The organism is Paraburkholderia sp. BCC1884 (assembly GCF_900996225.1).
GTDB lineage: Bacteria > Pseudomonadota > Gammaproteobacteria > Burkholderiales > Burkholderiaceae > Paraburkholderia.
Genome location: NZ_CAAJGL010000079.1, coordinates 272,478 through 292,155, shown reverse-complemented (window position 1 = coordinate 292,155; position 19,678 = coordinate 272,478). Strand labels below are relative to the sequence as shown.

The 19,678-nt window shown below is 63.9% G+C and carries 16 protein-coding genes; 3 read left to right on the top strand and 13 right to left on the bottom strand.

Annotated elements, in window-relative coordinates:
- Positions 1-11: 11 nt before the first annotated feature.
- Complete coding sequence (locus tag FQ705_RS16730; protein WP_144142986.1) at positions 12-1,346, bottom strand: EAL and HDOD domain-containing protein; 1,335 nt, start codon at positions 1,344-1,346, stop codon at positions 12-14.
- A 300-nt stretch (positions 1,347-1,646) separates the two neighbouring features.
- Between FQ705_RS16730 and FQ705_RS16725 the strand changes: the two genes are divergently transcribed.
- Both FQ705_RS16725 and FQ705_RS16720 read left to right on the top strand, forming a co-directional pair.
- Entirely contained in the window at positions 1,647-3,461 is a 1,815-nt protein-coding gene (locus FQ705_RS16725) for a putative bifunctional diguanylate cyclase/phosphodiesterase (protein WP_144142984.1), read from the top strand.
- Between the two features lie 91 nt (positions 3,462-3,552).
- Positions 3,553-5,010 (top strand): HDOD domain-containing protein, encoded by a 1,458-nt coding sequence (locus FQ705_RS16720; protein ID WP_144142982.1) that lies wholly within the window; start codon positions 3,553-3,555, stop codon positions 5,008-5,010.
- 169 nt (positions 5,011-5,179) lie between these two features.
- On the opposite strand, the gene FQ705_RS16715 is transcribed toward FQ705_RS16720, so the two are convergent.
- Entirely contained in the window at positions 5,180-6,577 is a 1,398-nt protein-coding gene (locus tag FQ705_RS16715; RefSeq protein WP_144142980.1) for an EAL and HDOD domain-containing protein, read from the bottom strand.
- Between the two features lie 264 nt (positions 6,578-6,841).
- Between FQ705_RS16715 and FQ705_RS16710 the strand changes: the two genes are divergently transcribed.
- Positions 6,842-7,600: an acetoacetate decarboxylase gene (locus FQ705_RS16710; RefSeq protein ID WP_144142978.1), complete on the top strand. Its 759-nt coding sequence runs from the start codon at positions 6,842-6,844 to the stop codon at positions 7,598-7,600.
- A 67-nt stretch (positions 7,601-7,667) separates the two neighbouring features.
- On the opposite strand, the gene FQ705_RS16705 is transcribed toward FQ705_RS16710, so the two are convergent.
- From FQ705_RS16705 to FQ705_RS16655, 11 genes are all read right to left on the bottom strand, one after another.
- Positions 7,668-8,462, bottom strand: a complete 795-nt coding sequence (locus tag FQ705_RS16705) for an ABC transporter substrate-binding protein (RefSeq protein ID WP_144142976.1) — start codon at positions 8,460-8,462, stop codon at positions 7,668-7,670.
- A 275-nt stretch (positions 8,463-8,737) separates the two neighbouring features.
- Complete coding sequence (gene astE / locus FQ705_RS16700) at positions 8,738-9,790, bottom strand: succinylglutamate desuccinylase (protein WP_186307886.1); 1,053 nt, start codon at positions 9,788-9,790, stop codon at positions 8,738-8,740.
- A complete protein-coding gene (gene astB, locus FQ705_RS16695; RefSeq protein ID WP_144142974.1) occupies positions 9,774-11,114 on the bottom strand; it encodes an N-succinylarginine dihydrolase in 1,341 nt (446 codons plus the stop codon). The genes astE and astB overlap by 17 nt, the downstream gene beginning before the upstream one ends.
- A 9-nt stretch (positions 11,115-11,123) precedes the next feature.
- Positions 11,124-12,587 carry a succinylglutamate-semialdehyde dehydrogenase gene (gene astD / locus FQ705_RS16690; RefSeq protein WP_144142972.1) on the bottom strand — a complete coding sequence of 488 codons (1,464 nt, stop codon included), beginning with the start codon at positions 12,585-12,587 and terminating at the stop codon, positions 11,124-11,126.
- 2 nt (positions 12,588-12,589) lie between these two features.
- Positions 12,590-13,627, bottom strand: coding sequence for an arginine N-succinyltransferase (gene astA, locus FQ705_RS16685; protein ID WP_144142970.1), 1,038 nt, complete (start codon positions 13,625-13,627; stop codon positions 12,590-12,592).
- On the bottom strand, positions 13,624-14,682 hold the full coding sequence (gene aruF / locus FQ705_RS16680; protein ID WP_144142968.1) for an arginine/ornithine succinyltransferase subunit alpha: 1,059 nt from the start codon (positions 14,680-14,682) through the stop codon (positions 13,624-13,626). Before aruF ends, astA begins: the two co-directional genes overlap by 4 nt.
- A 44-nt stretch (positions 14,683-14,726) precedes the next feature.
- The gene (locus FQ705_RS16675) at positions 14,727-15,962 is read right to left on the bottom strand and encodes an aspartate aminotransferase family protein (RefSeq protein ID WP_144142966.1); all 1,236 of its coding nucleotides are present in this window, start codon (positions 15,960-15,962) and stop codon (positions 14,727-14,729) included.
- A gap of 150 nt (positions 15,963-16,112) precedes the next feature.
- A complete protein-coding gene (locus tag FQ705_RS16670; RefSeq protein WP_144142964.1) occupies positions 16,113-17,162 on the bottom strand; it encodes a GlxA family transcriptional regulator in 1,050 nt (349 codons plus the stop codon).
- 25 nt (positions 17,163-17,187) lie between these two features.
- On the bottom strand, positions 17,188-17,979 hold the full coding sequence (locus tag FQ705_RS16665; RefSeq protein WP_144142962.1) for an ABC transporter ATP-binding protein: 792 nt from the start codon (positions 17,977-17,979) through the stop codon (positions 17,188-17,190).
- Positions 17,980-18,060: 81 nt separating this feature from the next.
- Entirely contained in the window at positions 18,061-18,774 is a 714-nt protein-coding gene (locus FQ705_RS16660) for an ABC transporter permease (protein WP_144142960.1), read from the bottom strand.
- A 4-nt stretch (positions 18,775-18,778) separates the two neighbouring features.
- Positions 18,779-19,468, bottom strand: a complete 690-nt coding sequence (locus FQ705_RS16655; protein WP_144142957.1) for an ABC transporter permease — start codon at positions 19,466-19,468, stop codon at positions 18,779-18,781.
- Between the last annotated feature and the right edge of the window lie 210 nt (positions 19,469-19,678).

Sequence of the window (19,678 nt, the reverse complement as noted above, 5' to 3'; positions counted from 1 at the left end):
TGCTCGACACGTCAGGCCGCCACTTCCTGGATATGCGCGCCAAACCAGGCCGCCGCCGACAGATTCAGCTCGGCCAGCACATCCGGCGTGAAGGCATTGAAGCCGGCGGGCGCATCGGGTCCGGCCGCGATGGCCGCGGCGTCGACACCCTCGCCCGCCGCCTCGGCAAGCCGCAGCAGAATGCCCAGTTCGCCGCTGCGCGCGACGATTGCGTCGCGGATCTGCGGCGCGAGGCCGAGCTTGTCCAGCACCGCCGCCGGCGTACTGCCCAAAACCACATGGACGAGCGAAAAAATCCCGGTCATGAAAGCGGCGTCGGCAAAATCGTCGTCCGACGGCCGCAGCCAGTTGGCCGCGAGTTCCATGAAGCGCGAGCGCGTGCCGGCCAGCTCCACCAGCGGATCGGCCCGCCACGGCAAGTCGCCGCTGTCCGCATAGAGCAGCAGCTGCGCCCAGCGCGCAATCTGCCGCGTGCCAGTCGCGATGATGGCCTCGCGCAGCGACGCAATATTGCGTCCCAGTCCGAAGGCGCTCGAATTCACGAGCCGCAGCAATTGCACCACGACGCTCGGGTTCAGCTTGAGCTCCGCTTCGAGCTCGACGATGCCGGCATCGCGGGAAAGCAGCGCAAGCAGCCGCAACAGCCCCGGACGCGGCGAGCGGTTGCGCGGCGCGACCAGCACCTGCGGCCGGGCGAAGAAGTAGCCCTGGAACAGATCGAAGCCGAGTTCGCGCGCCAGAGTGAAGTCCTCGCGCGTCTCGACCTTCTCGGCAATCAGCGTCTTGCCATGCCCGCGCAGGGTCGAAGCCAGCTTGGCGAGAGCCTTGCGGTCGGTCTGCAGAAAATCGACCTTGACGATATCCGCGTACGGCAGCATCTCGATCAACTCGTCCGTGAGCGCGGTGACGTCGTCGAGCGCCACCTGAAAGCCCGCGCGGCGCAATTCGGCCAGCCGGCGGCCCAGCAGGGCGTCGAACTTCACGGTTTCGAGGATTTCGAGCACGAAGCGCTCGGGCGGCATCAGATGGACGATGTCGTTGAAGAGCAGCGCCCGGTCGATGTTGACGAAGCCCCGGTGCACGCCCAGCACGGCCGGCACGCCGATTCCACCGATCGCGCGCGCGACGACCTGGGCCGTCGCCTGGGCGTCGTCGGTGACCTCGGCATAGTTGTGCGCACCGGCACGAAACAACAGCTCGTAGGCGTAGAGCGCGCCGTCGCGATCGAGGATCGGCTGGCGGCCCAGGTAGACAAACTGAGCCGCGGACCCCGGTTCGGCGTCTTCGGCGGATGAGTCGTGCACCTCGAGTCCGGGGATGGCCCTCGCAGATTGGCGTTCAGACATGGATCATCGGTGCAAGTATTCGGAAAAGCCACGCAACGCCGGCTCGATTGCCGATGTTGCACAACACGTATGTCCTATTAACGGACACCAGGCCGCCTCACTTTAACCGAATCGCGCCCTGGTCGCCGCTGGAACCCCGAAGCTTTCATTACCGGGTGTTTTTTGCAGTAGTCGCTAAAGATTTTCCGGCACCGGTCGTTATCTCGTTCTGATGGGGCGGCCTGATACCCCTCGACCGCCCTGATCTGGGGCGCCCGAGCCGCCCTGCTTGCAGACGAATACAGGTTGCCAGCGACAAACATGGAAGCGAACAGGATCACCGCGCCCCGCCGGGGCTCCTTGCGCACGGTCATGGACCGGCTGCGTACGTTCGGCCGGCGCGTGGAAGACAAACCGCAGCCCGGCACGCGCCGGACCGCGCAACTGGAACAGGCGGTCGGCGCAGTCGATCTGCTGGCGCACGTCGACGGCCAGCTGCACTTCGTCTACGTGTCGGAAGCCAGCCTGCGCTTCATCGGCTACCACCGCGAGTACCTCGAGACGATCACGCTGCACGACCTCGTGGCGCCGGCCGACGTGCCGCGCCTCGACGCGCTGCTGTCGCTGGCCGCGGCCTCCGGCAATGTCGAGAAGGCCACCATCGGCCTGATCAAGTCGCTGACCTACCCGATCACCGTCGAGTTGCGCGTGGTGCACAGCAGCCACGACGGCATCGACGGCTATGCGATCGCCGGTTTCGACGTGTCGGCCTGGCGCGCCACCGAGGAACGCCTCACCCAGGCGCTGCATCTGGACCGCCTGACCAACCTGGCCAACCAGTCGGCGCTGCTCCCGGCATTGCTGGACGCGCAACGCCAGGCCGACGTGCACGGCACGCCCGCCGCGCTGCTGCTGCTCGATATCGACGACTATCAGCGCGTGAACCGCGCGCTCGGCTACGACGCCGGCGACGAGATGCTGCGTGACACCTCGCGGCGTCTGCTGAATATGACGAGCCCCGGCGAGACCGTGGCGCGCGTGGCAAGCGACGAGTTCGCGATTCTGATCAAGCCCGCCGCCAGCCGCACCGATGCGGCCGCGGCTGCCGAAACCCTGGCGCGGCGCCTGTTGACCGCGATCCAGCAGCCCTACGTCTTCAACGGCCAGCAGGTGCACCTGTCGGCGAGCATCGGCATTGCGCTCTATCCGGACGTGCGCCACGCCAACGACACCGACGCCCACGACACGCACCTGCTGCGCTGGGCCGACCACGCGCTGCTGCAAGCCAAGGCGGCGGGCGGCAACACGCTCGCCTTCTACGTCCCGGACGACAACCCTGCCGACGCCGAGCGTCTGAAGCTCGAAGCCGATCTGTACGACGGCGTGCGCAACGGCGAGTTCTCGCTGCACTTCCAGCCGATCACGAGCAGCCGCACACACGGCGTGGTCGGCGTCGAGGCGCTGATCCGCTGGCTGCATCCGGTACATGGCCTCGTGCCGCCGTCGATGTTCATTCCGCTCGCCGAGTCGATCGGTCTGATCAACTTCCTCGGCAACTGGGTATTGAAGGTTGCGTGCATGCAACTGATCCAGTGGGATGCACGCGGCATCGAATTGCAATACGTGGCGGTGAATGTCTCGCCGCAGCAGTTCCGCGATCCGCGCTTCAAGGACTCGGTGCGCGAAGCGATCGCGCTGACCGGCATCGACCCGCGCCGCCTCGTGTTCGAGATCACCGAAAGTCTGCTGATGCACGATCCGGCGCACGCCAAGGGACTACTCGAAGAATTGACGGCGATGGGCATCCGTTTTGCTGTCGACGACTTCGGCACCGGCTACTCGAGTCTGGCGTACCTGCAAAGATTCCCGTTGGCTAAATTAAAGATCGACAGGAGTTTCGTCGAGAATCTGCTAACCTCGCGAAACGATCAGGCAATCGTTAGCGCGGTCGTCGGACTCGCGCAAACACTCGATCTCGAACTGGTTGCCGAGGGCGTCGAAACCGAAGCACAACGCGCTTTGCTCACCGAGATGGGATGCGACCATATTCAGGGATGGCTCGTCTGCAAGGCATTGCCTTCCGACGAACTCGCGCAGCGTTTCGAAGCGCGCACGCTTCACTTGCACACCGCGTAACGATGCAGGCACAGCTCCACCGCCGCGGAACAAGCCGGTCGCAGACCGGCGTGGCATTCATTGGAACATGTATGGCTTTGGCGGGACTCACATGGTAAAGGCGGCGGTGCTCGACCGGCTCTGGACGCGAATGAGCGAGCGCGGCGATTTTCCGATGCTGTCGCAGTCGCTGCGCACCACCATGGCGGCGATGAACAATGACGACCTCGACTTCACCGGCCTCGTGCAGGTGGTGCTGTCCGACTTCGCGCTGACGCAAAAGGTGTTGCGCCTCGCCAACTCGGCCATGTACATGGCGTTCGGCGGCAACATCACAACCGTCTCGCGCGCGCTGATGGTGCTCGGCATGGACGCGGTCGGCCACCTCGTGGTCGGTCTGAAGATCGTCGACCACTTCCATCACAGCGCACCACGCCGCATCGACGCAAAACTCGAACTGAACCGCACGCTGCTGTCGGGCTGCGTCGCGCGCAAGCTGACCGAACGCGGCGATCTGCGCGCCGGCGAAGAAGCCGTCGTCTGCACGCTGATGCGTCAGATCGGCAAGCTGCTGGTGGTGTTCTATCTGGATGCCGAGTGGGACCAGATTCGCCGCCATATCGACGACGGCACGCTCGAAAGCGAGGCCTGCGTGCTGGTGCTCGGCGTGACCTTCGACGAAATCGGCGCCGAAGCCGCGGTGCGTTGGCGCCTGCCGGACATGATCCGCTCGGGCATGGGCGAATTCGACCCGCAAGACGTCGAACAGCCGCGCCAGGTGCAATGGCTGCGCGCCATCACCAATTACTCGACGGCAGTGGCCGACGTGCTCACCCAGCAGAACATGCCGGACTGGGAGCGCGAGGAAAAGATCGCCGAACTGGCGCGCGAATATAGCCGCGCGCTGAACACGGACCCCGAGGTGCTGCTCGAGATGAGCATCGCCCTCGCCCGCGAAGAAGGCGGCGACGGCGTGATGCGCGAGATCACCGAGTTGCGCGCCAACGCGGACGCGATCGCACGCGAGGCGCTCAGCCCCGAGGCGCGCATCGCGGTCGGCGTGGAAGATCTGCGCGGCCTGCCCGAGGGCAGCCCGCTCGCGGCGGCCCTTGCGATGGCTGCGGAAACCGTGTTGGCCGGCTTGGGCTTCGCGCGCACGGTCGTGTTCGTCAAGCACAGCAACGGCACCTTCAAGGCGCGCCTGGGTCTCGGCCCGAAGATCGACTCGGCGCTGCCCAAGCTGACCTTCAACACCGCGTTCGAGCCCGATGTGTTCCATCTCGCGATCGCGAACTCGGTGGGCATCTTCATCGAAAACGCACGCGACCCGAAGATGGTCGCGCGGCTACCCGAATGGTTCCGCCGATCGTTCGACGACGCCCGCGCCTTCGTGCTGCTGCCGGTTGTCGACGAAACCGATCAGACGGTGGCGCTGCTCTACGGAGACTGGTCTCATACGCAGGAGCCCAGGCGCATCTCGCAGAAAGAGATGGCGGTACTGAATGAAATGGCTAGGGAGCTCGGCCGTTTTTTTGGCCTGGGGCAAATGCAGGAAATGGAGACGATGTGAAGACCTGGCGTGATCGCTGATCACGCTGCCTCACAGCTCTTCTCTGGATTTGCCCGAAGTCGAACGTAGAGTTGGCCAGCATGCCATGCATGCCGTACCCGTTGTTCCGAAACGCCGCTCCCGAGCGGCGTTTTTCATTGAGCGCCGCTTGCTCGCGACGCCCGCAAGTTCAGTCTTCGATCCGCTCGAGGCCTTCGGCGCTACGATCGGCCACGCCAGCCCAGGCACCCGCCGCCAATGCCAGCTGCGCGACCTCTTCCACCGTCAGCGGCTGCAGTCGCTCGCACGATGCGGCAACCTGATCCCAATCGCCGCGCTCCAATGCGTCGACCGTGCTCAACAGCAATCCCAACGCGCCTTCGCGATGCAGGATTGCCGCCTGAATCTGGCGCGACAGCGTCAGCACACTCAACGTGCTTTCGAGGGAACCACCGAACACCGCGTCGACGAAAGAAAACACGCCGGTCAGGAACGCCGAGTCGGCTTCGTCGCGTCCGGCGTTGGGCAAGCGCTCGATCGCCAGTTCCATGAAGCGTGCGCGAGTCGCCGCGAGTTGCAGTAGCGGATCGTCCTCCAGCGCCACCTTGCGGCCGTCTGCGTAGAGCAGCAGTTGCGTCCAGCGCGCGATGCGGTTCGTGCCGGTTGCGGTGATCGCTTCGCGCAGCGTGGTGACCTTGTGGCCCACGGCGAGGCCGCTCGAATTGGCCAGCTTCATCAGATGCATCACCAGCACCGGATTCAGCTTGAGTTCGGACTCGAGTTGCGCGACGGTTGGGTCGCCCGCCAGCAATTGCAGCAGGTTGAGCAAGGCATGGCGCGGCGCGCTGACGCGGCGCGAGGACGAGGTATGAGCGCGCGCGAAGAAGTAGCCCTGAAAACGATCGAAGCCGAGCGCGTGCGCCGCTTCGAAATCGGTTTGCGCGTCGACACCGGCGGCGAGCAACAGCTTGCCCGCCGACTTGAGTACGCTCGAGAGTTTCGGCAGCAGTGCGGCCGGTGCACGCTTCACGTCGATCTTGACGACCTCCGCGTAGGGCAGCAGTTTGGCGAAGGTCTCGTTGGGCTGCGCGACCTCGTCGAGCACGAAGCGATAGCGGCGGCCATGCAGATGCACGATGCGCGCGATGAGTTCGTCGTCCACCACGATCGACGGCAGCAGTTCGAGCATGAAACGCTCGGCGGGCAAACGCAGGATCGCGTCGTCGAACAGCATCTCGCGGCTCACATCCACATACGCGGGATGGCCGGTAAGCGCGCTGCGCACGCTGTTGTCGACGAGGCCGCGAAGAATGGCGCGTGCCACGCGTTGCGCGGGCGTGGGCGCGCGATTTGCGCCCGCGCCGTCGGCCGCTGCGGAGTTCGCCTCTGCGTCTTCTTCAACCACTTGCGCCGCGCCGGCTTCGGCATCGTGCGCCGATTCGGGCAAGGCCGGCGCGCGTACCTTGATCTCGTAACCGCACAGCATGCCGTCCCGATTCAGGATGGGCTGCCGCGCGAAGCTGGCATTCAATTGCGCATCGTCCGTTGCGCCTGCATGGCCCGGATTCTCGATTGCGATGGTGGTCATTGCGGGTCCCCCTGAGCGCTGCCCTGGCGCTGACTGCTGTATTTAATTTTTGCCGCATTGATAGCGCGCATCGCCCGTGCTGAAGCGTGCGACGCCTGCGACGTGCCCGGCGATTTTAGCTCAGCGCGTCGCGCCCGGACATGCCCGTGAAGCAATATCTGGAAATAATTGCTGAGCGGTCTGGAAGCGGTCCATCAGCGAATCGACGATACTCTTGTGCAGTGCAGAAGTGTTCCCCCCGCGTGTTCACCACCAAGGAAAAACATGGACGTCAAAAGCGTGCTGTCGAATGCCTTCGCGATGCCGATCACGAGCCCGGCTTTCCCCATGGGCCCCTACCGGTTCATCAATCGCGAATTCCTGATCATCACCTATCGCACCGATCCGGACAAACTGCGCGCCGTGGTGCCCGAGCCGCTGGAAATCGGCGAGCCGCTCGTGCACTACGAATTCATCCGCATGCCGGATTCGACCGGTTTCGGCGACTACACCGAAAGCGGCCAGGTGATCCCGGTGTCGTACAACGGCGTGGCAGGCGGCTACACGCTCGCCATGTATCTGGACGACCATCCACCGATTGCCGGCGGCCGTGAACTGTGGGGGTTTCCGAAGAAGCTCGCGAACCCGGTGCTGTCCGTCCATACCGATACGCTGGTCGGCACGCTCGACTACGGCCCGGTACGGATCGCCACCGGCACGATGGGCTACAAGCATCGGCAGCTCGATCTCGCGCAGCAAAAGAAGCGGCTCGAAACGCCGAACTTCCTGCTCAAGGTGATTCCGCACGTAGACGGCACGCCGCGCATCTGCGAACTGGTGCGTTACTACCTGAAGGATATCGATCTGAAAGGCGCATGGACCGGACCGGCCGCGCTCGAACTGGCGCCGCACGCGCTCGCGCCGGTCGCGGAACTGCCGGTGCTGGAGATCGTCGAAGCGCGTCATCTGCTCGCGGATCTCACGCTCGGGCTCGGCGAAGTGGTGTTCGACTACCTCGATCAGCCCGCGGCGAAGGCGCGTTGAACTACGCTCCAAAATGCAGAACGGCCGCATCATTGCGGCCGTTCTGCTTCAGACAGGGTGCAACGGTTTACTTCAGGACGACCTTCACGTCGAAGTACTTCGCGGCGAGACGGTCGATCGTGCCGTCCGCCTTCAATTCCTTCAGCGCCTGGTTGAGCGCGTCCTTCAACGCCTTGTCGTTCTTGCGAATGCCGTAGCCCACGCCCGCGCCGAGCAGCTTCTCGTCGCTGACGGCCGGACCGGCGAAATCGAAACCCGCGCCTTGCGGCTTCTTCAGAAAGCCTTTCGACGCGGCCTCGGCGTCCTGGAACGACGCATCGAGACGGCCCGAGGCGAGGTCCGAATAGATCTGGTCCTGCGTCTGATACGGCACGACGTCGACGCCCACCGGCGCCCAACGCGCCTTCGCATACGTTTCCTGGATCGTGCCCTGCAGCACGCCGACATGCTTGCCCTTGAGCGAGGCCGGCGTCGGCAGAAGACCGCTGCCCTTCTTCGCGATCATCTGATTGGGAATCGTGTAGATCGGATCGGTGAAATCGATCGCCTGACGACGCTGCTCGGTGATGGTCATATCCGAGTTGATGGCGTTGAACTTGCGCGCTTCGAGTGCCGGAATCAGGCCGTCGAACGAGTTCTCGACCCACACGCATCTGGCCTTCAGCTTCGCGCAGACGGCGTTACCGACATCGATATCGAAACCCTGCAACTCGCCCGTTGCCGACTTCGATTCGAACGGCGCATACGAGGCCTCGACGCCGAAGCGCACTTCCTTGATATCCGCTGCCGTTGCCGTGCCAGCCGCGAGCGTCGCCGTTGCGAACAGCGTGAGCGCAGCCATGTTTCGCCAATTCATCTTCATTACAGGTGTTCCTCTACGGTATTGAATAAGACGGAGCCGAATCCGGGCAAGCATGATTGCCGCGCCAAAAATGCGATTCAAACTCGTGCGGCCGATGTGGTGCAGCGCAACAGCCGCGAGGCGGCGATTGTACAGGCTTCACCGGACGCGCCCGGTGGGCGGCTGCTGGCGGCAGGGTTGCACGGACACGAATCGACGCACGGTAAAGGTGCAAATTCGTGTCGTTTTCCGGCAAGGCGGAAGGCAGCGCCATGACCTCGTGAAGAAGGCCGCGATCAAACGAGCTTCGACAACGTGTCCTGAGTGGTTTCGATCACCAGCAGGCCGGCGCGCAAACCAGGTTTGACCTTCGCATTCGGAAACACGATGCGCTCTTCTTCGTGACTCACCGTATAGCAATACTCGCCATCGCGCGCGAGCACGGTGTCTTTGGCGAACGGCGTGAAGTTCGCCACGTCCGCCGCGAGCAGCAACTCGAAGGCCTCGCTTTGCTTGGTGAGCTGGTCGATCACCGTGAACACGCGCGGCAAGCTTGTCGGTGCCCGGCCGCTCGTGCCTGCGAGCAGATGACGAAGCGCTTCATCCGCGCCCATGAAGCGCGTCAGATCGTTCTGGCCGAACGGCCTCACCTTGCCCAGCTCCAGCGTGCACGCTTCGGCGCCGCAGGCTTGCGCGGTGAAATGCGAATACGTGTTGCCTCTGGTCGTGTGCAACAGCACGGCGCTGATATGCGCCTCGCCGAGCCATTCGAACATCGCGCGCGACAACGGCTGGCCGGTATGCGGCAGCAGCGCGAATTGCTCGAACGCCGAGGCGCGAATCGCCGTGTGCATGTCGATATGCCAACGCGCGCCGGGCTCACTCGACGCCGCCGCGAAGAACCGCGTCGCGGCCTGTTCGAGCGCTACGGCACGCGGCGCTTCGTGACTGGCCGGCACCTGCAGATGACGCCCGCTGAACAGCCGGTTCAGATCGTCGTCGCGATAACGGCAGGCGTCGCGCATGGCGTCGACGTTGCCGAGAATCACGAGCAGGCGACACGTCAGCGCCGCTTTGCCTTGCGCGATGTCACGCACCAGATATGACAGCAGTTCGATCGGCGCGGTCTCGTCGCCATGCACGCCCGCCGAGACCAGCACGCTGCGCGTGCCTTCCGCTTGCGCGGCGGGCTCCATCATGAGGATGCCGTCGTCCAGCCACGACCAGCGTATGCCGTCGCCACAGGTGCCCTGCTGTTCATTCACGGCAGGTCGCGTGCCCGCGAGCGTGCAGGCAAGAAAATCGTCCAGCATCGAAACCGGCATGACGGGCTCAGCGCTGGAAGTCATACAGCGAACCCAGACCGAGAATCTGCGTCAGTTCGTCGAGCGCGGTGCGTGATTCGACCAGCAAGTGCGGGTCGGTCAGATCGGCCGGTGCGAGACGGTCGCGATAATGTTTTTCGATCCACGTATCCAGACGCCCGAACAAGGTGTCGTTGATCCACACGCCCTGGGTGACCGCCGCGCGTTCCGTGTCGTTCAACACGACCCGCAGACGCAGACACGCCGGTCCGCCGCCGTTCTTCATGCTCTCGCGCAGATCGAACACGAGTACGTCGTCGATCGGGCCGGTGTGCGATGTCAGATCGTCGAGGTACGCCGCCACGCGCGCGTTTTCGCGGCACTCCTGCGGCACCACCAGCACCTGCTTGCCATCCGGGCGCGTTAGCAACTGGCTATTGAACAGATACGAGGTGACGGCATCGGCCACGCTCACCTGCGCGTCCGGCACTTCGATCACGTTGAATCCGGACTTCAATCCGACCAGCTTCGAGCGCAGTTCGTCATACACGGCTTTCTGTTCGACGAAGGCCAGTTGATGACAGAACAGCGTGCTGCGATTGCCGACCGCGATCACGTCGTTGTGGAACACGCCCGCGTCGATCACGTCCGGATTCTGCTGCGCGTACACCGTGGCCGCTTCCTGCAAGCCATGGCGCTGCGCCACCGCACGACTCGCCTCGAACGTTTGACGCGCCGGGAAGCGTTTCGGCTCCGGTCCGCGACGATATTCGCTGCGCCCATACACGAAGAATTCGACGCCGCGGGTGCCATATTCCGCACAAAAGCGTGTGTGATTCGCCGCGCCTTCGTCACCGAGTGCCGGCGTGCCGGGCAGCGCCTCGTGCACCGCAAAGTGATCGGCTTCGCTAAAAATCGCGCGCAAGGTGCGGCGCGTGGATTCATGCTCGATCGCGCGATGCAGCTTGCTGCACAGATTGGCCGGCGTGAAATGCACGCGGCCGTCCTGCGTGTCGGCAGACGGGCTCACGGTCGCGGCATTCGCGGTCCACATCGCCGACGCCGAACTCGCGGCGGCCAGCAACTCGGGCGCGTCTTTGGCCACGCGCGCGATCACCGTCGCGTCGTCGCCGGAGAAACCGAGTTCGCGCAACAGACGCATCGACGGACGTTCCTGCGGCGGCAGCACGCCCTGATGAAAGCCGAGGTCGGCGAGCTGCTTCATCTTGCGCAGGCCCTGTTTGGCCGCCGCCTTCGGATTCGCCACCGACTTCTCGTTGTTCTGCGACGCGACGTTGCCGAACGACAAACCCGCGTAGTTATGAGTCGGGCCGACCAGGCCGTCGAAATTGGCTTCAGTGGCTTGCATCGTCGATCCTTAGAATTGGAGGCCCGGCGAGACGCTCGCGGGCATTTGCAGTTGCGCGCTTTCGACCGAGGCCATCGGGAACGCGCAGTAGTCGGCGGCGTAGTACGCGCTCGGGCGATGATTGCCCGAGCGGCCCGGTCCACCGAACGGCGCGCCCGACGAAGCGCCATTGGTCGGCCGGTTCCAGTTCACGATACCGGCGCGGATAGTGCGCTGAAAATGCGTCCACAGCGTTTCGTCGTCGGCGAGCAGGCCGGCCGAGAGACCGAATTCGGTGTCGTTGGCCTGCTCCAGCGCTTCGTTGAAACTGCCGTAGCGGACGATCTGCGCGAGCGGCCCGAAGTGTTCTTCATCGGGCAGATTCGTCACGTTCGTGACGTCGAGAATCGCGGGCGTGACGAAGCCGAGAGTCGGATCGCGCTGCTCCATCTTCAGCAAGGCCTTGGCGCCGTCAGCAAGCAGGCGTTCCTGCGCAGCGACGAGACGCGCAGCCGCGCGTGCCGAAATCACCGCGCCCATGAACGGCTGCGGGTCGGCGTCATATTCGCCGACGCTGATGCGCGACGTCACTTCGGTGAAGCGCGCCATGAAGCGGTCGCCCATTGCGTCGTTCGGCACGAAAATGCGGCGTGCGCAGGTGCAGCGCTGCCCCGCCGACAGAAACGCCGATTGAATCGTGTGATGCACGGCGGCGTCGATATCCGCTACCGGGCCGATCACGAGCGGATTGTTGCCGCCCATCTCCAGCGCCAGCACGATCTCGGGACGGCCGCCGAACTGCTTGTGCAGCAAGGTCCCGGTATCCGAACTACCCGTGAAGAACAGCCCGTCGATCTGCCGATGATTCGCCAGCGCGATGCCCGTCTCCTTCTCACCCTGCACGAGATTCAGCACGCCGGCGGGCAGCCCTGCATCACGCCAGATCTGCACGGTGAGCGCCGCCACGCCGGGCGCGAGTTCCGACGGCTTGAACACCACGGCATTGCCCGCGATCAACGCCGGCACGATATGTCCATTCGGCAAATGGCCCGGGAAGTTGTACGGCCCGAACACAGCGACCACGCCATGCGGACGATGCCGCAACACGGCGGTTCCGTCGGCCATCGCCGAACGCTTTTCGCCGGTGCGCTCGTTGTAGGCCTGAATCGAAATCTCGACCTTCGCCGCCATCGAAGCCGCTTCGGTACGCGCTTCCCACAACGGCTTGCCGGTCTCGCGGCCGATTGCTTCGGCGAGCGCTTCCTTGCGTTCCGTCACGAGCGCAGCGAAGCGGCGCAGCACGCCGCAACGCTCGTCGAAGCTCAAGGCCGACCATGCGGCGAAGGCGCGGCGCGCGCTGCGCACCGCGTGATCCACATCGTCCGACGAGGCGCTGTGGCCTTCCCACACCGTCGCGCCCGTACCCGGGTTGTGCGATGCGAATGCGGGTCCTGTGCCGGCGGCCCATTCGCCGTCGATGAAAAGCTCGCTCATGATCATCCTTGTTTGTGTTTCTGCGGCAGCACGCGCACCAGCTCGCCTGCCTTGACGTCGAGTGCCGCGGCTTCGGCGGCGCTCAGACGGAACACGCCGTCCTGCGGCACGCCCGTCACCGCGCCGACGCGGAAATCGCCCAGCGACGTATTCGATACCATCGACTTCGGTCCGTCCTGCTGCGCGGCCGACGACGCACTCGCGATCTCGACCGGCACGACCACGCTTTCGCGCACCGTGCGCAAATCGGCGATGTGACATTCGAGCACCGGACCCGCATCGAAGATATCGACGTGATTCTCGTAACGCAGCCCTTCCGCTTCGAGCATGCGACGCGCGGGAATCGTGTCGTTATGCGTGAGGCCGACGCAGTCCTGCGCTTCCTGCGGCAACAACTCGACATACACGGGATAGCGCGGCATCAACTCGGCGAGAAACGCCTTGCGGCCATGCGAACTCAGATAGTCCGCCGCATTGAAATCGATCTGATAGAAATGCGAGCCGACCGCGCGCCAGAACGGCGAGGTGCCTTCCGCATCGAAATGGCCGCGCAACTCCGCACACAACCGCTGCGGAAAACGCTCGCGGAATTGCGCGAGAAACATGAAACGTGAACGCGACAGCAAACCGCCCACGCCGCTCGTGCGATAACGCGGGCTCAGGAACAGCGAGCACACTTCGGCGTAACCCGTCAGGTCGTGCGAGATGTTCAGTGCCCGCATGCGCGTCCAGATGCCGAGATCCTGGCTCGCGTGCACCACCGTGCTCACGCGATAGTTGTAGAACGGCTGTTGCAGGCCGACTGCGGTTTCGATTCCACACACGCCGGCGATGTCGCCGGTCTCGGTGTCTTCCATCACGAAGAAGTAACCGGCCTCATACGGTTCGGCCTTGTCTTCCATGGTGCGGCGCGCGCGTTCCACCCGGGCCGCGAGCGCGTCGCGATCCGGCTTGAAGGTGGTGAGGCCAGGGCCAGTTTCCTGCGCGAGCCGCATGAGCGCGTCCACATCGCCTCGTTGCACAACGCGAACGACGATCATTGTGCCTCTCCCGATTGGTCATCTTCCTGCGGCTGATGCAGCGGCACGCAGCGCACCGCATCGCCGGCCGTCACGCCGAGCGCGGCGCGCGTCTCACGCGACAGCGGCGCACCGACGCTTCTGTCCGCAGCCAGTTCGCCGAGCACGCAGCGGAATTCGCCGCCGATACCGTTATGCGCGATCAGATACGCCGACCCCTGCGCCACGGAAGCAGCGTCGTGCACCACCCGCGTTTCGTTGCGCGTGACACAGGCGCTGCGATCCACCTGCGCGGTCAGCACCGGACCCGCATCGAAGATGTCGATGTAGCGATCCGTCTCGAAGCCTTCTTCCTGGTGAATGTCGTACGCGAGCAGTGCTTTGGAATCCGGCTCGCCGAGCACCCGCTGCGCCGCTTCCGGCAAGAGCGGCACATACACCGGATAGGTCGGCATCACTTCGGCGATGAACGTGCGGCTGCGTCCGCCCGATTCGATTTCGATATCCGCGAAATCGCGGCCGAAGAACTTGCGCCCCACTGCTTCCCAGAACGGCGACACGCCGTTCTCATCGGTGACGCCGAGCAGCAGCGAGAACACCTCAGGGGTAAAGCGCTTGCGGTTGGCGGCGATGTACATCATCCGCGCTCGCGACATCAGATGCGCGGCTGCATCGCCACGCAACGACGGGTCGATGTAGTAACCCGCGAGCCGGCTCTTGCCCGTCAGTTCATGCGACATGGTCAGTGCATGAATCTTGCGATTCACATGCAATTCACGCGACGCGTGAATCAGCGCGTCGTTGCGAAACGCGTAGAACGGGTCCGAATAACCGGCCGCGGCGACGATGCTCGCCGTGCCCATCAGCTTGCCGCTTTGCGCCTCTTCGAGCACGAACAGATAGAACTCTTCGCCCGGAAAATCGACCTCGGCGCGAAACGAGTCTTCCGACAGCGCGATACGCGCTTCGAGTGCGCGCCGGTCGTGCGGCAGCGAATGCAGCACCGGTTGCGCGGTGCGCGCCATGTGCTCGAGCGCGTCGAGATCGGCGAGGCGGCTGGGGCGTACGAAGAGCATCATCGTTCCTGTTGAAAGTGACGCACGGGATTCAATGCCATCGATCAGTGCGACGCCGCTTCAGTCTGGGCACCGACGATGCCTTCGATCGCCTTCGTCAGACGCGCGAAGCCTTCTTCCATGTCGTCGAGCGGCATGATGAGCGACGGCACGAAACGCAGCACGTCCGGACCCGCCATCAACATGATCACGCCATGCTGGCCGGCGGCAGTGACGAAATCTTTCGCACGGCCCTTGAAAGCGTCGGTCAGTTCAGCGCCGATCAGCAGACCCTTGCCGCGCACTTCCGTGAAGAGACCAAAACGTTCGTTGAGCTTCGCGAGGTGGCCCTTCAGCGCGTCACTGCGCATCCGCACGCCTTCGAGCAACTTCGGGTCGCTCACCAACTCGACCACCTTCTCCGCGATCGCCGTGCCGAGCGGATTGCCGCCGTAAGTCGTACCGTGCACACCGACCTTGAAATACGCGGCCAGCTCGTTCGTGGTCAGCATCGCGCCGATCGGGAAACCGTTGCCGAGCGCCTTGGCCGTGGTCAGGATGTCCGGCGTGACGCCCGTATCCTGATACGCATAGAAATAGCCGCTGCGGCCGACACCCGTTTGTACCTCGTCAAAAATCAGCAGTGCGCCGTGCTGATCGCAGGCTTCGCGCAGCGCCTTCAGGAAAGCCGGATCCGCCGGGATCACGCCGCCTTCGCCCTGGATCGGCTCGACGATCACCGCGCAGGTTTTCGCGCCGATCGCCTTCTTCGCCGCCTCGATATCGTTGTACGGCAGATGGACGATGCCCGCCGGCACCGGACCAAAACCTTCCGAATACTTCGGCTGACCGCCGACGCTCACGGTAAAGAACGTGCGGCCATGGAACGACTGCGTGAACGAGATGATTTCGTCTTTATCCACGCCATGACGGTCGAACGCGACGCGGCGCGCCAGCTTCAGCGCCGCTTCGTTCGCTTCCGCGCCCGAGTTGGCGAAGAACGCGCGGTCGGCGAAAGTCAGCTCTTCGAGGCGTTTGGCGAGGCGCAGCACCGGCTCGTTGGTGTAGCCATTGCCGATGTGCCACAGCTTGCCGCCCTGCTCGTGCAGCACCTTCAGCAGCTCGGGATGCGCATGACCGAGCGCGGTGACGGCGATGCCGCCGGCGAAGTCGATATAGTCGCGGCCTTGCGTATCCCAGACGCGTGAGCCGAGACCGCGATCCGGTACGAAGGCGGCGGGCGAAAACACCGGCACCATGACTTCGTCGAAGGTCTGGCGTGTCACAGTCAGGTCGTTCATGGCAAATCCTCGTTACAGGTGAGAGGTAATACAGGTAGTGTAGGAAACCGTCCGCGATACGTCTTGCGCATACGCGACGCTTTCTATGAGCTTCCACGCAGCCGCGCAGGCAACCAGGCTCGATTCGCGTGCCAGACCCGCCTGATTCGCCTAATCCGTCTGATCCGGCCGCTCGATCAGCGCGCCGGGGCGCGGCTCGCTCGCCGCGGCGCCCGTCGCGCCGGTCTGTTTGTCGATCCAGTTACGACGATCCTCTCGCGGTGTGACATCAAAGCGTTCGCGGTACGCATTCGAAAAATGCGCCGCCGACGAAAATCCGCACGCGAGGCTGATCTGCACCACCGACTTGCTGGTGCGCTGCAATTGCATGCGCGCCTTGGAAAGCCGCAAGCCCAAGTAGTATTTGGACGGCATCGAGCCGAGATATTGACGGAACAGGCGCTCCAGCTGGCGGCGGGACACGCCGACCAGACCGGCGATTTCATCGGTGGTGAGCGGGTCTTCGATATTCGCTTCCATCAACAGCAGCGCATCGTTCAAACGCGGATGACGCTCGCCCGGCGCCGTCACGAACGGAATGCGCTGCCGTTCCTCGCCCGCACGCAACACGCCGACGCCGAGCGTATCGGCGATCCGGTCCGCGAGCTCGGGGCCGTGCTCGCGGCCGATCATCGCCAGCATGAAGTCGACGGTCGCCTGACCGCCCGCGCAGGTAGCGCGATCGCGATCGATTTCAAAGATTTGCTGGGTGACGATGGAGCGCTCGAACTGCTCGGAGAACTGCTGATAGGTTTCCCAGTTGACGCTCACGCGATAGCCGGACAACTGCCCCGCCATGGCGAGCCACCACACACCGTGATGAATGCCGGTGACCAGCGGCGTGCGCTGCCCGACGCGCGACAGGCTCGCGAGAAACAGCCGATAGTCGGCGAACTGCTGAAACCGCTCGCTGACGATGATCAGCCAGTCGCACGCGATCGCATCGCCAAAGGCGGCGTCGGCGGGCCATTGCGCGCCGCCCGCCAGCGGCACCGCGCGGCCGTCCCAGGAACAGACCTGCACGCGATACAGCGCGCGGCCGTCGATTTCGTTGGCGAGATTGAGCGCGTCCACGATCGGCCCGACGCCCGACATCGACACGGGCGGCAAGGCGACGATGGCGACCTGGGTAGTGCGGGTTGGGTTGGACGTGCGGGCCATCGGGAGACTGTGCGCGAGCCGCGCGTTACTTCAGGCTGCCGGACAGGAACTGCCTGAGCCGTTCGCTGCGCGGCGTGGTCAGCACGTCGGCAGGCAGGCCCTCTTCTTCCGTGCGGCCCTGGTGCAGGAACATCACGTGGTTCGAGACGTTGCGCGCGAAACCCATTTCATGCGTGACGACGATCATGGTGCGACCTTCTTCGGCGAGCTTCTGCATGACCTTCAGCACTTCGCCGACCAGTTCGGGATCGAGTGCGGAAGTGGGCTCGTCGAACAGCATCACATCGGGGTTCATTGCCAGCGCGCGGGCAATCGCCACACGCTGCTGCTGACCACCCGACAGATGCGACGGATACTGCTTCTCCAGACGCGGTGCGAGCCCGACCTTCTCGAGATATTCGCGCGCCCGTTCCTCGGCTTCGCGACGCGACATGCCGAGCACATGAATTGGCGCTTCGACGATGTTCTCGATCACGTTCATATGTGCCCACAAGTTGAAGTGCTGGAACACCATCGCGAGCTTCGTGCGGATGCGCTGCAACTGCTTGTGATCGGCGACTTCGAGATTGCCGGCGCGATCGGTCTTCGTCTTCACGGCTTCCCCGTCGACGACGATCTGTCCGGCGTTCGGCCGCTCGAGAAAATTGATGCAGCGCAGGAAGGTGCTCTTGCCCGACCCGCTCGCGCCGATGATGCTGATCACGTCGCCCTTGTTCGCATTGAGCGACACGCCCTTGAGCACTTCGTTGTCGCCGTAGCGCTTGTGGATGTCCTGTACGGCGAGCTTGCAAGCTTCGGTTTGAGTCGTGTGGAGCAAGATGCTCTCCCTTTGAAAATACGGATCAATCTTCGTGACCGCGCCGAGAGGGCGCGCAGCTCTTTGCAAACACAGCGCGTTTCAATGCGTGCGCACCGCCAGATAACCCAGCCAGTGACGCTCGGCGCGGCGGAACAAGGCCACCAGCGCAAACGACACGACGAGGTAAATCAGCGCCGCGAGGCCGAACGAATCGAACGACGCGTAGGTTGCCGAATTGGCATCGCGCGCCACTTTGAGGATGTCCGGCACGGTGGCCGTGAAAGCGACCGTGGTGGCGTGCAGCATCAGGATCACTTCGTTACTGTACAACGGCAGCGCCCGGCGCAGCGCGGACGGTATCACAATGCGCCGGTACATCGTGAACCAGCTCATGCCATAGGCGCGCGCCGCTTCCACTTCACCGTGCGAGGTCGAACGGATCGCACCGGCGAAAATTTCGGTGGTATAGGCGCAGGTGTTCAACGCGAAAGCGAGAATCGCACAGTGAAAACCGCTGCGAAAAAACGCGTCCAGCAATTGATGCGAGCGCACGAATTCGAGGCTGTACATGCCGGTGTAGATCAGCAGCAGTTGCACGTACAGCGGCGTGCCGCGAAACAGGTAGGTATAGAGACGCACCGGCGTGGAGAGCCAGCGATTCTTCGACACCCGCGCCACGGCCAGCGGAATCGCCAGGAAGAAGCCGATCCCCACCGAGGCCACCAGCAGCCACAACGTCACCGCGAGCCCGGAGAGACGCTGGCCGTCCCAGTACAAAAACGCGCGCCAGAACTGATTGAGAATGTCGATCATGGTCTTAGAGCTCCGCGTGTCGCACGCCGGTCGAATAACGCTTTTCCAGCCAGATCAGCACGAGATTCGATGCGGTGGTAATCGCCAGATAGATGAGCGCGGCGATCAGGATGAAGAAGAACATGTTGAAGGTGCTTTTGCCGGCGTCCTGCGCGGCTTTGACCACGTCGGCGAGACCGATGATCGACACCAGCGCGGTCGCCTTGACCAGCACCTGCCAGTTGTTGCCGATGCCGGGCAGCGCAAAGCGCATCATCTGCGGAAACAGGATACGGACGAACACGCGTGCGCCGCTCATGCCGTAGGCGCTACCCGCTTCGAGCTGGCCGCGCGGCACGGCCAGAAACGCACCACGGAAGGTTTCGGTGAAGTACGCGCCGTAGATGAAGCCGAGCGTGAGCACGCCGGCCACGAACGGATCGATGTCGAATTGCGGCAGGCTCAATGCGTCGGTCAGGTTGTTGACCGCGATCTGGATGCTGTAGAACAGCAACAGCATCAGCACGAGATCGGGCACCGAGCGGATCAGCGTCGTGTAGCCGGTCGCAATGGCCCGCAACGGCCGGTTGAAGGAGAGTTTCGCCGCCGCGCCCGCGAGGCCGAGCAGCACGGCGGCCGCCAGCGACAGGACGGACAGCTCGATCGTCTGGATCGTGCCGGCGAGCAGCACCGGACCAAAGCCGTATAGGAACACGCGTGTCTCCATCCAGGTTCTATTGATGGCGCGCAGTCTCGCAAGCGGAAATTAATTGCTCAAATGGTGGACGGGTCTTGTGTTGCGTTGCAGCATGCGACCGTTTGACAGGACGGGAGCGCCGTAGCGCCGGGTATTGCGGAGGATATCCGTTTGTAAGGTGCGTCGCGGGCGGCGGGCGCCGCCGCGATTTAGCCAGTTTCGGGTCGC

What these genes read in the sequence shown, in the direction of transcription:
- astD (WP_144142972.1), bottom strand. Translation starts at nt 12,587, where the DNA reads ATGAGCGAGCTTTTCATCGACGGCGAATGGGCCGCCGGCACAGGACCC.
- FQ705_RS16720 (WP_144142982.1), top strand. Translation starts at nt 3,553, where the DNA reads ATGGTAAAGGCGGCGGTGCTCGACCGGCTCTGGACGCGAATGAGCGAG.
- FQ705_RS16675 (WP_144142966.1), bottom strand. Translation starts at nt 15,962, where the DNA reads ATGAACGACCTGACTGTGACACGCCAGACCTTCGACGAAGTCATGGTG.
- aruF (WP_144142968.1), bottom strand. Translation starts at nt 14,682, where the DNA reads ATGCTCTTCGTACGCCCCAGCCGCCTCGCCGATCTCGACGCGCTCGAG.
- FQ705_RS16710 (WP_144142978.1), top strand. Translation starts at nt 6,842, where the DNA reads ATGGACGTCAAAAGCGTGCTGTCGAATGCCTTCGCGATGCCGATCACG.
- astB (WP_144142974.1), bottom strand. Translation starts at nt 11,114, where the DNA reads ATGCAAGCCACTGAAGCCAATTTCGACGGCCTGGTCGGCCCGACTCAT.
- FQ705_RS16725 (WP_144142984.1), top strand. Translation starts at nt 1,647, where the DNA reads ATGGAAGCGAACAGGATCACCGCGCCCCGCCGGGGCTCCTTGCGCACG.
- FQ705_RS16670 (WP_144142964.1), bottom strand. Translation starts at nt 17,162, where the DNA reads ATGGCCCGCACGTCCAACCCAACCCGCACTACCCAGGTCGCCATCGTC.
- astE (WP_186307886.1), bottom strand. Translation starts at nt 9,790, where the DNA reads ATGACTTCCAGCGCTGAGCCCGTCATGCCGGTTTCGATGCTGGACGAT.
- FQ705_RS16715 (WP_144142980.1), bottom strand. Translation starts at nt 6,577, where the DNA reads ATGACCACCATCGCAATCGAGAATCCGGGCCATGCAGGCGCAACGGAC.
- FQ705_RS16705 (WP_144142976.1), bottom strand. Translation starts at nt 8,462, where the DNA reads ATGAAGATGAATTGGCGAAACATGGCTGCGCTCACGCTGTTCGCAACG.
- FQ705_RS16730 (WP_144142986.1), bottom strand. Translation starts at nt 1,346, where the DNA reads ATGTCTGAACGCCAATCTGCGAGGGCCATCCCCGGACTCGAGGTGCAC.
- FQ705_RS16660 (WP_144142960.1), bottom strand. Translation starts at nt 18,774, where the DNA reads ATGATCGACATTCTCAATCAGTTCTGGCGCGCGTTTTTGTACTGGGAC.
- astA (WP_144142970.1), bottom strand. Translation starts at nt 13,627, where the DNA reads ATGATCGTCGTTCGCGTTGTGCAACGAGGCGATGTGGACGCGCTCATG.